Raw genomic sequence first — 13,482 nt, 5'->3', positions numbered from 1 at the left:
CGTTCGCCCGCCATGCGAAGCCTTGCCATCCTCGCCCTCGCGCTCTGCGCGAGCCTCGCCGCCGTCGGCCAATCCGACGCCTCTTCCGTCACCTCTCCCTGGACCCTGCGTGCCGCCCTCACCGAGGCCCGCGACCACAGTCCCGAGGCCGCCATCGCCGCCGCCCGGCTCGACCGCGCCCAGGCCATGGTTGACCAGTCCGGCGCCGCCTCCCTGCCGCAGGTCACCCTCTCGGCCGGCTACACCCAGACCAACAACCCGATGATGGCCTTCGGCAGCATCCTCAACCAGGGTGCCTTCACGCCGGCCATCGACTTTAACGCCCCCGGCCAGGTCGATAACCTCAACCTCACCGGCATGGTCGCCTACTCCCTCTACTCCGGCGGCCGCACCGCCTCCACCCAGGCCGCCGCCCGCGCCGGCGCCACCGCCTCGGCCCACGATCGCGACGCCACCTTCGCCCGCCTCGATGCCGCCGTCGCCACCGCCTACTTCAACATCCGCCAGGCTCGCGAAGCCATCGCCGCGCTCGACGCCGCCATCGCCACCTACGAGGAATCCCTCCGCATCGCCCGCCTCCGCTTCGAGGCTGGTGAGCTCCTCAAGAGTGAACTGCTCAACCTCGAGGTCCGCCTCGCCCAAACCCGCGAACAACACCTCGCCGCCCGCCAGCAGGCCACCCTCGCCGAGCGTCACTTCCTCTACCTGCTCGGCCACCCGCCCCTCGCCGGTCAACCCGTCGCGCTCGCCACCGACGATCCCGCCGTGACCGCGCTCTCCGCGCCCGCCGCCACCTCGACCGCGTCCATCGAACAACGCCCCGAGCTCCACGCCCTCGCCTCCCGGCGCGAAGCCGCCGCCGCGTCCCTCGACGCCGCCGCCAGCGGCCGCCGCCCCTCCGTCAACGCCTTCGCCTCCTACCAGTTCGACAAGGGCTGGCGCCTCGATGGTGACGGCGATTCCTGGATGGCCGGCCTCCAGGCCCAGTGGTCCGTCTTCGATGGCAAAGCCACCACCGGCAAGATCCGCGCTGCCCGCGCCGACCTCACCGAAACCGAAGCCGCCCAACGCCAACTCGAGCTCGGCCTCCAACTCGAACTCGAACAAGCCCGCCTCGCCCACCGCTTCGCCACCGAGCAACTCGACGTCACCGCCACCCTCGTGACCCAGGCCGAGGAAGCCGCCCGCATCTCCCGCGAACGCTTCGAAGCCGGCGCCCTGCTTTCCACCGAACTCATCGGCGCCGAGACCCGCCTCACCGAGGCCCGCGTCCGCCGCGCCGTCGCCACCGCCGCCGAACGCATCGCCGCCGTCCAACTCCGCCGCGCCGCCGGCCTGCCCATCCTCCCGTAGCTCTTTCTCTTTCCTCTTTATCTTTCTCTTTCTCCCCCCGCCGACCGATGACCCGTCCGCACCTCCTCCCTTTGCTCCTCGCCGCCGCCGCGACCTTCACCTTCACCGCCTGTAGTGGTGGACATGATACGGCCGCTCCCGCCCGCCCCGGCGCTCACCTGCCCGCCGTCGACGTGGCCACCACCACCGTCTCCGCCGCGACCACGCCGCAGATCCGCCACCTGCCCGGCACCGTCCAGGCCACTTCCCGCGCCACCGTCGCGGCCAAGGTGATGGGCACCGTCACCACCGCTCCCAGCGTCGGCCAATCCGTCGCCGCCGGCGAGGTCGTGCTCACCGTCGCCGCCGACGAGCTCAAGGCCGCCGTCGCTTCCGCCCGCGCCGCCCTCGATCTCGCCACCCGCAACCACCAACGCGAATCCGACCTGCTCGCCCGCGGCGCCTCCACCGCCGAAACCGTGCGCAACCTCGACGACCAGCGCCGCATCGCCGCCGCCCAACTCGAGGCCGCCACCGCCCAACTGTCCTACACCCAAGTCACCGCCCCCTTCGCCGGCACCATCACCACCCGCTACGTCGAAACCGGCGACCTCGCCGCCCCCGGCGCCCCGCTCTTCACCCTCGAAGGTGCACACCTCGAGGTGCAGGTCGCCGTCCCCGAGTCCCTCGCCGCCGCCACCCTCGGCGACACCCTGACCGTCGAACTCTCAGACGACTCCGCCGTATCCGCCACCGTCACCGAAGCCTCCCCGGCCGCCGATCCCGTCACCCGCAGCCGCCTCGTGCGCCTCGCCCTCCCGGCCAACGCCTCCGCCACCGCCGGCCAGTTCGTGCGGGTGCGTTGGCCCGATGCCGCCGCCACCGTCATCCGCGTGCCGTCCTCCGCCGTGTCCGCCTTTGGCCAGATGCAACGCGTCTTTGTCGCCACCGATGGCCACGCCATCCTGCGCCTCGTCAAAACCGGCCACGTGCAGGACGGTGCCACCGTCATCCTCTCCGGCCTTAACCCCGGTGAGACCATCGTCACCGATCCGCCCGCCACGCTGCGCGACGGTCAGCCGCTCAACCTCAACGCCGCCCGCTGACGATGAGCGACGCGCCCACTTCATCCACTTCCGGGGACGCGCCCAAGCCGCCCCGCTTTGGCATGACCGGCCGCCTGGCCGCCATGTTCATCGACTCGAAGCTCACGCCCATCGCGGTCATCGCTTCGATCCTGCTCGGCATCTTCGCCGTGCTCCAACTTCCCCGCGAAGAGGAGCCGCAGATCAAGGTGCCGATGATCGACGTGCTCGTCGGCATGCCCGGCGCCCGCCCCACCGAAGTCGAGAACCGCGTCACCCGCCCCGTCGAAAAACTCCTCTGGGAAATCCCCGACGTCGAATACCTCTACTCCACCTCCGAGCCCGGCGGCGCCATGATCATCGTGCGCTTCACCGTCGGCACCGACATCGAGGCCGCGCTCATTCGTCTCAACCAGAAACTTCAGGCCAACTACGACCTCATCCCGCCCGGCGTTTCCCAACCGCTCATCAAACCGCGCACCATCGACGATGTGCCCATCCTCGCGCTCACCCTGCACAGCGCGACCCACGACCACCTCACCCTGCGCCGCCTCGGTGCCCAACTCGACGAAGCCGTCAAATCCGTCGATCAGGTCGCCGAGACCACCCTCATCGGCGGCGTCCGCCGTGCCGTGCGCGTCGCCCTCGATCCCGCCGCCCTCGCCGCCCGCAACCTCACCGCCGACACCGTCGCCCGCGCCGTGCAGGCCGCCAACCGCGCCACTCAGGCCGGCTCCCGCCCCTTCGCCAACACCGAGATCCTGCTCGAAACCGGCGCCTTCCTGCGCGACGCCCAGGACGTCGGCCTCGTTGTCGTCGGCGCCTTCCAAAACCGCCCCATCTACCTTCGCGACGTGGCCACCATCAGCGACACCGCCGAAGAGCCCGCCAACTACGTCCTGCACGGCCAACCCGGCAGTAACCTCGAGGCCGCCGTCACCCTCTCCGTCGCCAAACGCCCCGGCGCCAACGCCATCGATGTCGTCAACCAAATCATGGCCAAGGTCGACACCCTGCGCGGCACCCTGCTGCCCGCCGACGTCGAGCTCACCGTCACCCGCGACTACGGCCACACCGCCGCCGAAAAGAGCAACGAGCTGCTGCTGCACATGGGTATCGCCGTCTTCGGCGTCGCCATCCTCATCCTCTTCTTCCTCGGCTGGCGCGAGTCCCTCGTCGTGTTGCTCGCCATCCCGTCGACCCTCGCGCTCACCCTGCTCGTGTTCTACCTTTATGGATACACGCTCAACCGCATCACGCTCTTCGCGCTGATCTTCTCCATCGGCATCCTCGTCGACGACGCCATCGTCGTGGTGGAAAACATCGTGCGCCACGTGCGCCTGCCGAGCTCGCGCCACAAGTCCCTCGTCCAAGTCGCGCTCGAGGCCGTCGACGAGGTCGGCAATCCCACCGTGCTCGCCACCTGGGCCGTCATCGCCGCCATCCTGCCCATGGCCTTTGTGGGCGGACTCATGGGCCCCTACATGCGGCCCATCCCCATCGGCTCCACCGCCGCCATGCTCTTCTCGCTGGTGATCGCCTTCACCATCACGCCCTGGGCCGCCCTCCGCGTCCTCAAGCGCCACGTAAAATCCAAGGCCGAAAATCCAGAATCCAAAATCGAAAATCACGGCGGCGAAGCCGCCGATTGGTCGACGCGCCTCTATCACAAGGTCATGGACCCGCTGCTCGACTACGCGTGGTGGCGCTGGGCCTTCCTCATCACCATCGTGGGCCTGCTCGCCGGCTCCGCCGCCCTCGTGCTCTTCGGCATGGTGAAAATCAAGATGCTGCCCTTCGACAACAAGTCGGAGTTCCAGATCGTCATCAACACCCCCGAAGGCACCTCCCTCGAAGAGACCACTGCCATCGCGCAGGAGATGGCCACCGCCATCGCCCAACACCCGGAGGTGCGCGACTACCAGATCTACAGCGGCACCGCCTCGCCCTTTAATTTCAACGGTCTCGTGCGCCACTACTTCATGCGCCGCGGCCCCAACGTCGCCGACATTCAGGTCAACCTCGTCGGCAAACACGACCGCGCCGACCAGAGCCACGACATCGCCAAACGCATCCGCCCCGACGTCGCCGCCATCGCCCAAAAACACGGCGCCGCCGTCGCCGTCGCCGAAGTCCCTCCCGGCCCGCCCGTGCTGCAAAGCATCGTGGCCGAGATCTACGGCCCCTCCGACGAACAACGCGTCGCCCTCGCCCGCAAGGTGAAGGACATCATGGCCAACACCACCGGCATCGTGGACCTCGACTGGTATGTCGAAGCGCCGCAGCCCAAGGTCACCTACATCGTCGACAAGGAAAAGGCCGCCCTCCACGGCATCTCGACCGCCACCATTTCCCGCACCCTCGCCTTCGCCGCCCAGGGCCACGAGGTCGACCTCCTGCACCAGCCCGACGAACGCGAAGACGTGCCCATCACCCTCGAGTTGCCCGCCGGCGACCGCACCACCCCGCAGGAGTTGCTCGCCCTCCACGTGCGCTCCGACCTCGATCCCACCGCGCCCCTCGTGCCGCTCTCCGAACTCGTGCGCATCGAGCACTCCACCCGCGAGCGCAGCCTCTACCGCAAAAACCTGAAGGCCGTCACCTACGTCACCGCCGACGTCGCCGGCGAGGTCGAGAGCCCCGCTTACGCGCTCTTCGATCTGCACATGCAGCTCCTCGACCTCGATGCCCGCGAGTATGGCGCGACCGACGAGACCCTCGACATCTACCACCTCAACCTCCCGGCCGACGACACCCAGCCCGCCCTCAAGTGGGACGGCGAATGGCACATCACGCTCGAAGTTTTCCGCGACCTCGGCATCGCCTTTGCCGCCGTGCTCGTGCTCATCGCCATGCTCATGGTCGGCTGGTTCCGCAGCTACATGACGCCGCTCGTCGTCATGGCCGCGATCCCCTTCTCCCTCATCGGCATCCTGCCCGCGCACTGGCTGATGGGCGCCTTCTTCACCGCCACCTCCATGATCGGCTTCATGGCCGGTGCCGGCATCGTCGTGCGCAACTCCATCATCCTCGTCGACTTCATTGAACTGCGCCGCAGCGAAGGCCTCAGCCTGCGCAACGCCGTGGTCGAAGCCGGTGCGGTGCGTTTCCGCCCCATGCTGCTCACCGCTCTCGCCGTCGTCGTCGGTGCCAGCGTCATCCTCGCCGACCCGATTTTCCAAGGCCTCGCGATCAGCCTTATGTTCGGCGAAATCGCCTCCCTCGCCATCTCCCGCATGGCCGTCCCCGTCCTCTACTTCATGGCAAACCAAGAGAAGAAATCCTAAGCCCTAAATTTCTAAATCCTAACCCTGAGGGCCCTGTGCGTAGGCGGTAGCCGAAGCCATCCGTGTCCATCCGTGGTTAAAAAAAATCCTGCCTCTCCGCCCACTTCCTCCCCATGGATCCCGTTACCATCACCATCGTCGTCATCGCGGTCTTCGTTGCCTTCCGTCTGCTCGGCAACCTCAACGCCATGAAACCGCAGGAGGCCGCCAGCCTGATCGAGTCCGGCCAGGCCGTGCTCATCGACGTGCGCGAGCCCGGTGAGTGGGCCGGCGGGGTCGCCGCGCCCGCGCTGCTCCTCTCCCTCTCCGACCTGCGCGGCTCCCGCCGCCAATGGACCCCCGCCCTCGAAAAGCACAAAGGCAAAACCCTCCTGCTCTACTGCGCCTCCGGCATGCGCTCCGGCACCGCCGCCCGCCAACTCATGAGCGAAGGCCACGTCGCCAAAAACCTCGGCGGCTTCGGCCGCTGGGCCCGCTCCGGCCTCCCCACCCGCCAGCCCTCCGCCCAAGAACTCCGCGCCTAACCTCCGAGGCCTCTTTCTCTTTCCTCTTTATCTTTCTCCCCACCGCCCGTTTTTCGCCCCACCCCATGAAGCCCACCGCGCGCCACACCATTCTCGCCGCTCTGCTCATCGGCCTGCCCCTCCTGCAAGCGGCCACCAATCAGAACCGGACCTCCGCTTGCGCCGTCACCGGTCCGGGCTGCGCCGATCAGGCCCCGGCGGCCGAGCGTTCCCGCGGCCAGAACTGCGGCCCCACCTGTGGCACCGCCAGCCCCTGCGGACTCAACTCCGCCCTCACCGACGACCAACGCCCGCACTTCGACGCCGCCACCCTCAGCGCTTTTCACGACCAACTCGCCGAAGAACGTATGGCCGCACGCATCTACCGCGCCTTCGCCGAACGTTATCCCGCCGTGCGCCCCTTCCAGAACATTCCCCGCGCCGAGGACCGTCACGCCGCCTCCGTGGCGACCCTGCTCGCCTGCGCCGACCCGACCTTCTCCCCTTCCGCCATGATCACAAACCCTACGTATTCAACCCTTGGTGACGATCTCATCGAGCGGGGCTCCACCAGCGAAGTGGAGGCCCTCCGCGTCGGTGCCTACATCGAGGAAAAGGACATTCTCGACCTGCAGGCGCTGCTGGGTCGCCTCGACCACGACGGCGCCAAAGCCATCGTCGCCCAATTGGAGCAGGGGTCCCACCACCACCTGGCCGCCTTTGTGCGCAACCTCAGCCGCCACGGCGTCACCTACGAACCGCAGCTGCTCTCCACCGAAGCCTACGCCGAAATCGTCTTCGGCAACAGCTAAGCCTCGGTCCGCCGCGGGCTCCTTCCTTCCCTTCGTTCCCTTTTGTGAAGACCCCGCTGCCTCTCCGCTCCGTTCCCCACTGTTTCCTCCTGTAAGAAAAAACCTTCCATGTCCGCCTCCCCCGCCCCCCTGCGCATCGTCATCGTTGGCGGTGTCGCCGCCGGTGCCTCGGCCGCCGCCCGCGCCCGTCGCCTCGACGAATCCGCCGCCATCACCCTCATCGAACGCGGCCCCGATGTCTCCTTCGCCAACTGTGGCCTGCCCTACTTCATCGGCGGTGAAATCGGCGACCGCGCCGCCCTCGCCGTGCAGACTCCGGCCAGCCTCAAGCAACTGCTCAATCTCGACGTGCGCACCTCCACCGCCGTCACCGCCATTGATCGCGCGGCGCGCCAGGTGACCCTGCAACACGTCACCGACGGCGCCACCGAAACCCTCGCCTACGACAAGCTCATCCTCGCCCCCGGCGCCCAGCCCCTGCGGCCGCCTCTGCCCGGCATCGATGACGCCCGCCTCTTTTCCCTGCGCAACCTCGGCGACATGGATCGCATCAAGGCCGCCACCACCGCCGCCGCCCACGTCACCGTCATCGGCGCCGGCTTCATCGGCCTCGAGATGGCCGAGCAGTTCCGCCACGCCGGCAAGGACGTCACCCTCGTCGAACTCCAGCCCCACGTGCTACCCCTGCTCGACCCCGCCATGACCCGCCTCATGGAGGACGAGCTGCGCCGCCACGACATCGAACTCGTGCTCGGTGACGGCATCGCCAGTTTCGCCGACGCCGCCGACGGTCGCCTCGCCTGCCAACTCGCCTCTGGCCGCACCGTCACCACCGATTTTGCCGTGCTCGCCCTCGGCGTGCGCCCCGATACCGCCCTCGCCGCCGCCGCCGGCCTCGAGCTCGGTCCCCGCGGTCACATCAAAGTGGATACGTTCATGCGCACCTCCGACCCGGCCATCTACGCCGCCGGTGACGCCATCGAGGTGGAGGACTTTGTCTCCGGCGATCCCTGCGCCGTGCCGCTGGGCGGTCCCGCCAATCGCCAGGGCCGACTCGCGGCCGACCACATCCTGCGTCCGGTCGAAGCCAAACCCTTCGCCGGCGTGCTCGGCACCGCCATCGTGCGTGTCTTCGATGTCAGCGCCGGCCTCACCGGCTGGACCGAACAACGCCTCCAGCGCGCCGGTCGCGACTACCGTGCCGTCACCGTCAACGACAACCACCACGCCGCCTACTACCCCGGCGCCAAGCCCCTCCAACTCAAACTGCTCTGGGAACCCGTGAACGGCCGCATTCTCGGCGCCCAAGTCACCGGCCTCGCCGGCGTCGACAAACGCCTCGACGTGCTCGCCACCGCCATCATGGGCGGCCTCACCATCGACGACCTCGCCCAACTCGAGCTCGCCTACGCGCCGCCCTTCGGCTCGGCCAAGGACATCGTCAACCTCGCCGGCTTCACCGCCGTCAACACCCGCGACGGTCTCGTCACGCCGGTCGACCACATCCCCGACGATCCCGCCATTCAGGTCGTGGACGTGCGGCCGCCGCCCCTCGTCGCCGCCCACCCGCTGCCGCGGGCTGACGCCATCAACATCCCCTTCGGTCAACTCCGCAGCCGTGCTGGTGAGTTGGATACAACCCGCCTGGTCGTGACCGTTTGCGCCCTGGGTAAGACCTCCTACTTCGCCGCCCGCGTGCTCGCCCAGAAGGGTTTCGACGTGCGCTCGCTCACCGGCGGCATTCGCGCCCACTTCGACCCGCGCACCCCCGCCAAGCCGCCCGCGCCTTGAGCCCATAACTGACCAGTGGCGGACAAAGAATGCCGAGTCTTCCCCTCCCAAATTTTGCCATCATTAGGATGGGCCGGATTAGTCCCCGACCAAGGACCCGCCCCTCTCCCAGACATAAAGAACATAACCAAAACCAAATGAATACGACCAACCCCCGCCGCCGTTTCCTCAAGCAGTTCGCTGCCACGGTCGGTGCCGCCGCCCTCCTCCCCCTTGCCGCCCGCGCGGCCGGTGCCGAGGAACTCACCGAGACCGATCCGACCGCCATGGCGCTCGGCTACAAGAAGGACACCACCAAGGTCGACAAGACCAAGTATCCGCAACACACCCCCGCACAGAAGTGCTCCGGCTGCGCCCTCTACACCGGCAAACCCGGCGACAAGCAGGGCCCCTGCACCGCCTTCGCCAACAAGATCGTCAAAGCCGACGGTTGGTGCATGGCCTACGCCAAGAAGCCCTGAGCGCTTAACGCGACTTCTCCCGCGATGAGCCCCCATCGCTTGCTCCGTCTCGGGGCCGCCTGCCTTTGCTGGGCAGCGGCCCTCCCCCTGGTTGCCCAAACCGCCTCCGCCCCGCCGGCGGAACCGGCCACGAAATGGCGCGATCCCGCCGACCCGGCTCTCTCCGCCCACGTCGCCGAGGCCAAGGTCGCCTTGCAACTGCTCGTCTCCACCCTTTCCGCCTCCGTGGCCGAAGCCGTCGCCGACGGCGGCCCCCACCAAGGCGTATCCGCCTGTCAACTACAGGCGCTGCCCCTGACCCACCGGAGCGCCCAACAGTCGCCACCCCGCGTTACCGCGCTCAAACGCACCAGCTTGCACGTTCGCAACCCCGCGAATGCGCCGGACCCGGCCGAATCGGCCGCGCTTACCCATGTCGCCCAGCTCCTGTCCACCGGTGAGGATCTTCCTCCGCTACTGGTGCAGGAGCTGGCGGCGACCCCGGAGCGTGAGGCCGAGATCCGCGTCTACAAACCCCTGCGCCTCGCCGCCCAGTGCCTCGCCTGCCACGGCGATCCGGCCACCTTCAGCCCGGACCTGCGCGAGACCCTCGCCACCCGCTACCCCACCGACGCCGCCACCGGCTATGAGGAGGGAGACTGGCGAGGCCTCATCCGCGTTTCACTCACGCCCTGATCAGTCACAACTGATGTAGGCCAGCACCTCACCAGTCTCCGCGAGCATCGCCCAGATCATGATGTGCCCGAGCGTTGCGGGCGGTTTGTCGGCCTCCCCCGACGGGTTGCTCGTCGCATACTCCCATTTGCACACGATGACCCAACCCGGGCCGCGATCACTCTGCACCGCATAAGCGCCCACCGGCACGATCAACAACGCATCCTCATCGACATAAAACTCCTCGATGTGCGCCTCGCGGTAGCGGAGTCGTTCCGCGTAAGCCTCGTCCTCACGCCGCTGCTTCGCCTCCATGCGCGCCACCTCCTCTGGAGTGGTTTCAGGCGTGATAAACGACGACTCGAAACTATGCGCCGGCCACCAGGCCGTCTCCCGATTCCGCCCCCGATTAAGAGCCTGCAGACACCGACGCAAGCCGTCCGCATCCAGCTCCAGCGCTCGCGCTTTCTCCTCCAGCGCTGCCGCGAAAAGATCCCAATACTTCGGCCCGGGTTTTCCCACCAGCATCGAGAACCGACGCTCCGCCGGCTGATTGGCGAATTCCGCCCATATCCATTCCTGCCCCGGAGTTTGATACTCCCCTGGCCGCTCGGCCCCCAGCGGCAGTGGACCCTCCCTCACGCCCACCACGACAGTCGTCGCGGCTGCTTTCACCGCCTCATCGCCTTCAATCGGAACCGCGACATCGTCCGCTCCCTCTCCCGGCAGGCGCAGGACGACGGCCCCCAATAAAACCAACATAGCGAACCTCACCCGGAGCAATTTCCACATGACCGAAACCCAAGCAACTCCGCCGCCTGGGCCCAACGCGTTTCTGAAAAATTTAGGCCACTTAACCGTGCCATGAAACTTCGGGCGAAAACCTACGTCACAATACTACATGAGCATACTTGCATATTTAAACCCCTCTCGTCCTTCCCTTCTCCTGTCCACCCTCGCCGCGCTCGGTTCGCTGCTCGCGCCGCTCTCCGCCGCCGCCCTCACCGACTACGAGCGCGACCAGATCACCTTCATGAAGGAGGAGGAAAAACTGGCCCGTGATGTTTACACCACCCTCGGCGAAACCTGGGACCTCGCCGTCTTCACCAACATCGCCCGCTCCGAGCAGACCCACATGGATCGCATGGATACCCTGCTCACCACCTACGCCCTGCCCGACCCCGCCCAACCCGCCATCGGCGTCTTCACCAACCCCGTCCTCCAACACCTCTACGACCGCCTGGTCGCCGCCGGCTCCGTCTCCGCCCGCGCCGCCCTTGGCGTCGGTGAAATGATTGAGATCACCGACATCAACGACCTCACCGATCTCATCGCCGGCACGAACCTCGCCGACGTGCAACTCACTGCCGACCGCCTGCGCAACGCGTCCTACAACCACCTCGCCGCCTTCCGCGCCGCACTCGACGCCCTGCCGCCCCTCGCCACCCCCACCACTGACGGCCAACTCACCAACCTCTCCGTGCGCGGCCCCCTCGGCTCCGGCGACGAATCTCTCATCGTTGGATTCATCATCTCCGGCGACACCCCGCTCCGCGTCCTGCTCACCACCCGCGGCCCTTCGCTCGATGCCTTCGGCGTCACCGCCACCGCCAGCGATCCCGCCATCGAACTCTTCCAAGGCAGCACGACCATCGCCGCCAATGACAACGGTCTCTCTGCCCTCGATCCGGCCCTCCTCGCCGCGCACCAAATCTTCCCGCTCGCACCCACCGACGCCGCCCTGATCGTCGACCTCGCCCCCGGCGCCTACACCGTCGTCGCCTCCAACCAAGGCACCGGCCGCAACGGCCTCGCCGAGATCTACGCTCTGCCCACCGCCGACCAAACCGCCCGCCTCATCAACCTCTCCGCCCGCGGCAAAACCGAACCCGGCGACGGCCGCCTCATCGCCGGCTTCATCCTCGGGGGCTCCGAGCCTCTGCCGTTGCTGGTGCGCGCCCTCGGCCCCACCCTCACCGACTTCGCCGTCAGCGGCGCCGCCGTCGATCTCGATCTCGAACTGCACACCGCCAACAACACAAGCCCGCTCGCCGTCAGCGATTGGCTGAATCCCGAGGTCCTCGGCACCGTCTCCAGCGACCACTGGCCGCAGACCCCGCTCGAGCCTCTCACCCTCCAAAACCTCGGCCCCGGCGCCATCACCGTGCACGCCCTCGATCCGCTCGGCGACGGCGGCATCGCCCTGATCGACGTCACCATTTATTGAATACGCAGGCGGTGATCGGCTCCACTGTCCCGACATTCACCGCCAATGCGTCCTGACTTGCGCCGACTCGTATTGAGCATATGCTCACTTCAATCGAGTCCGCCGCCCATGTCCGCGCCAGTCCCTCTGCCACCTCCCTCCGAAGAAAACCGCCAGTGCCTGCAACACCGCGAGCACCCGCATTGCTTCGCCTGCGGCACCGTTGAGGGCTCCGGTGGTTTGGCGTTGGCGTTTCAGGTCGACCCCACCCACCACGGCGTGACCGCCGCGTGGAGCTGCCCGGCCGCCCATTGCAGTTACGCCGACACCGTGCATGGCGGCGTCCTCGCCACCTTGGTCGACAGTGCCATGGTTCACGCCCTCTTCGCCCAAGGCGTAGTGGCTCGCACCGCCGAGCTGTGCATCCGCTACCGCCACCCCGTGGCGACCGAGCACCCGCTCACCGTGACCGCCTGCCTGCGCCAGCACCTCGGCCGCCTGCTGGTGCTCGATGCCGCCATCACCCAGGACGGTCGCCGCTGCGTCGCCGCCGAAGCCAAGTTCATGTCCGCCGCCTAAACCCCGCCCCACCCTTTCGTGTTTATGAAACTCGCCCTGCCCCTCACCGCCGACGACCGCCTGCCCGAGCATTTTGGCGACGCGGCCAAATTTGAAGTCTTCGACCTCGACCTGGAGCAACGCCGGGTGCGACGACGCCTCATCGTGGTGCCTGCCGCCTCGCGCCCGTGCCAATGGCCCCGCCTGCTGCGGCGCAGCGGCGTGGAGCAGTTGCTTGTGCAGCACATTGGCCAAAGCGCGTTGACCGAGCTTCACCGTCACCAAGTCGATGTGCTCACCGGGGTGTTCGCGGCACCGCCCGAGGAGCTGGTTTCATCGTGGCTGGCCGGTGAACTCCGTCATAGCCCCGCTCCGGCAGTCTGCCAGCATTGCGCCCACACCTGACCGCTCGCCATGCCACGCCCGCCCTGCCCGCGCACCATTTCCCATCATCCCCCCAGTCACTTCTTCAAACCCGCCGGCATTCCGCTGCGCGAGTTGCAGGAAGTGACCCTTGCCACCGACGAATTGGAGGCCATCCGGCTGGCCGATCATGAGGGGCTCTACCGAGTCGACGCCGCCACCCGCATGGGAGTGTCCCGTCAGACGTTCGACCGCATCCTGCGCCGGGCCCGTCACCGCGTCGCTCTCGCCTTGGTCAGCGGCCACGCCCTTCGCCTCGAGGGCCGCCGCTCCGAGGCTAAGTAAAATTTCGGCCCCCGGAACGCCTAAAGAGTCTCGCCCCACCCTCCGATAGACAGGAGCTTGGGGAGCCTTTGCCCATCTCCAGCGT

13 protein-coding genes are annotated in these 13,482 nt (G+C 67.6%); 12 read left to right on the top strand and 1 reads right to left on the bottom strand.

Annotated elements, in window-relative coordinates; genetic code table 11:
- The first annotated feature begins 12 nt into the window (after positions 1-12).
- The 8 genes from K1X11_RS16135 to K1X11_RS16100 all read left to right on the top strand — a co-directional run bounded on the left by K1X11_RS16135 (position 13) and on the right by K1X11_RS16100 (position 9,946).
- Positions 13-1,353 (top strand): TolC family protein, encoded by a 1,341-nt coding sequence (locus K1X11_RS16135; RefSeq protein WP_221031274.1) that lies wholly within the window; start codon positions 13-15, stop codon positions 1,351-1,353.
- A 47-nt stretch (positions 1,354-1,400) separates the two neighbouring features.
- Positions 1,401-2,438 carry an efflux RND transporter periplasmic adaptor subunit gene (locus tag K1X11_RS16130; RefSeq protein WP_221031273.1) on the top strand — a complete coding sequence of 346 codons (1,038 nt, stop codon included), beginning with the start codon at positions 1,401-1,403 and terminating at the stop codon, positions 2,436-2,438.
- A 2-nt stretch (positions 2,439-2,440) separates the two neighbouring features.
- Positions 2,441-5,704 (top strand): efflux RND transporter permease subunit, encoded by a 3,264-nt coding sequence (locus tag K1X11_RS16125; protein ID WP_221031272.1) that lies wholly within the window; start codon positions 2,441-2,443, stop codon positions 5,702-5,704.
- 113 nt (positions 5,705-5,817) lie between these two features.
- Positions 5,818-6,228, top strand: coding sequence for a rhodanese-like domain-containing protein (locus K1X11_RS16120; protein ID WP_221031271.1), 411 nt, complete (start codon positions 5,818-5,820; stop codon positions 6,226-6,228).
- Between the two features lie 65 nt (positions 6,229-6,293).
- Positions 6,294-7,019 (top strand): DUF2202 domain-containing protein, encoded by a 726-nt coding sequence (locus K1X11_RS16115; protein WP_221031270.1) that lies wholly within the window; start codon positions 6,294-6,296, stop codon positions 7,017-7,019.
- A gap of 108 nt (positions 7,020-7,127) precedes the next feature.
- Positions 7,128-8,810: an FAD-dependent oxidoreductase gene (locus K1X11_RS16110; protein ID WP_221031269.1), complete on the top strand. Its 1,683-nt coding sequence runs from the start codon at positions 7,128-7,130 to the stop codon at positions 8,808-8,810.
- A gap of 137 nt (positions 8,811-8,947) precedes the next feature.
- Positions 8,948-9,271: a high-potential iron-sulfur protein gene (locus K1X11_RS16105; RefSeq protein WP_221031268.1), complete on the top strand. Its 324-nt coding sequence runs from the start codon at positions 8,948-8,950 to the stop codon at positions 9,269-9,271.
- A 24-nt stretch (positions 9,272-9,295) separates the two neighbouring features.
- Entirely contained in the window at positions 9,296-9,946 is a 651-nt protein-coding gene (locus K1X11_RS16100) for a Tll0287-like domain-containing protein (RefSeq protein ID WP_221031267.1), read from the top strand.
- On the opposite strand, the gene K1X11_RS16095 is transcribed toward K1X11_RS16100, so the two are convergent.
- Positions 9,947-10,687, bottom strand: a complete 741-nt coding sequence (locus K1X11_RS16095; RefSeq protein WP_221031266.1) for a hypothetical protein — start codon at positions 10,685-10,687, stop codon at positions 9,947-9,949.
- Positions 10,688-10,826: 139 nt separating this feature from the next.
- On the opposite strand from K1X11_RS16095, the gene K1X11_RS16090 reads away from it, so the two are divergent.
- The 4 genes from K1X11_RS16090 (at position 10,827) to K1X11_RS16075 (ending at position 13,397) form a co-directional block, all read left to right on the top strand.
- Positions 10,827-12,152: a DUF2202 domain-containing protein gene (locus tag K1X11_RS16090; protein WP_221031265.1), complete on the top strand. Its 1,326-nt coding sequence runs from the start codon at positions 10,827-10,829 to the stop codon at positions 12,150-12,152.
- A gap of 108 nt (positions 12,153-12,260) precedes the next feature.
- Positions 12,261-12,710 (top strand): PaaI family thioesterase, encoded by a 450-nt coding sequence (locus K1X11_RS16085; protein WP_221031264.1) that lies wholly within the window; start codon positions 12,261-12,263, stop codon positions 12,708-12,710.
- Between the two features lie 24 nt (positions 12,711-12,734).
- On the top strand, positions 12,735-13,094 hold the full coding sequence (locus K1X11_RS16080; protein WP_221031263.1) for a NifB/NifX family molybdenum-iron cluster-binding protein: 360 nt from the start codon (positions 12,735-12,737) through the stop codon (positions 13,092-13,094).
- A gap of 9 nt (positions 13,095-13,103) precedes the next feature.
- Complete coding sequence (locus tag K1X11_RS16075; RefSeq protein ID WP_221031262.1) at positions 13,104-13,397, top strand: DUF134 domain-containing protein; 294 nt, start codon at positions 13,104-13,106, stop codon at positions 13,395-13,397.
- The last annotated feature ends 85 nt before the right edge of the window (positions 13,398-13,482 follow it).

Source organism: Actomonas aquatica (assembly GCF_019679435.2).
Taxonomy (GTDB): domain Bacteria; phylum Verrucomicrobiota; class Verrucomicrobiia; order Opitutales; family Opitutaceae; genus Actomonas; species Actomonas aquatica.
Note: the sequence above shows the minus strand (reverse complement) of the source record. Positions and strands in the feature narration are given on the sequence as shown.

Coding starts and splice junctions, on each gene's coding strand:
- K1X11_RS16135 (WP_221031274.1), top strand. CDS start 13: ATGCGAAGCCTTGCCATCCTCGCCCTCGCGCTCTGCGCGAGCCTCGCC.
- K1X11_RS16090 (WP_221031265.1), top strand. CDS start 10,827: ATGAGCATACTTGCATATTTAAACCCCTCTCGTCCTTCCCTTCTCCTG.
- K1X11_RS16110 (WP_221031269.1), top strand. CDS start 7,128: ATGTCCGCCTCCCCCGCCCCCCTGCGCATCGTCATCGTTGGCGGTGTC.
- K1X11_RS16080 (WP_221031263.1), top strand. CDS start 12,735: ATGAAACTCGCCCTGCCCCTCACCGCCGACGACCGCCTGCCCGAGCAT.
- K1X11_RS16125 (WP_221031272.1), top strand. CDS start 2,441: ATGAGCGACGCGCCCACTTCATCCACTTCCGGGGACGCGCCCAAGCCG.
- K1X11_RS16130 (WP_221031273.1), top strand. CDS start 1,401: ATGACCCGTCCGCACCTCCTCCCTTTGCTCCTCGCCGCCGCCGCGACC.
- K1X11_RS16100 (WP_221031267.1), top strand. CDS start 9,296: ATGAGCCCCCATCGCTTGCTCCGTCTCGGGGCCGCCTGCCTTTGCTGG.
- K1X11_RS16120 (WP_221031271.1), top strand. CDS start 5,818: ATGGATCCCGTTACCATCACCATCGTCGTCATCGCGGTCTTCGTTGCC.
- K1X11_RS16075 (WP_221031262.1), top strand. CDS start 13,104: ATGCCACGCCCGCCCTGCCCGCGCACCATTTCCCATCATCCCCCCAGT.
- K1X11_RS16115 (WP_221031270.1), top strand. CDS start 6,294: ATGAAGCCCACCGCGCGCCACACCATTCTCGCCGCTCTGCTCATCGGC.
- K1X11_RS16105 (WP_221031268.1), top strand. CDS start 8,948: ATGAATACGACCAACCCCCGCCGCCGTTTCCTCAAGCAGTTCGCTGCC.
- K1X11_RS16085 (WP_221031264.1), top strand. CDS start 12,261: ATGTCCGCGCCAGTCCCTCTGCCACCTCCCTCCGAAGAAAACCGCCAG.
- K1X11_RS16095 (WP_221031266.1), bottom strand. CDS start 10,687: ATGTTGGTTTTATTGGGGGCCGTCGTCCTGCGCCTGCCGGGAGAGGGA.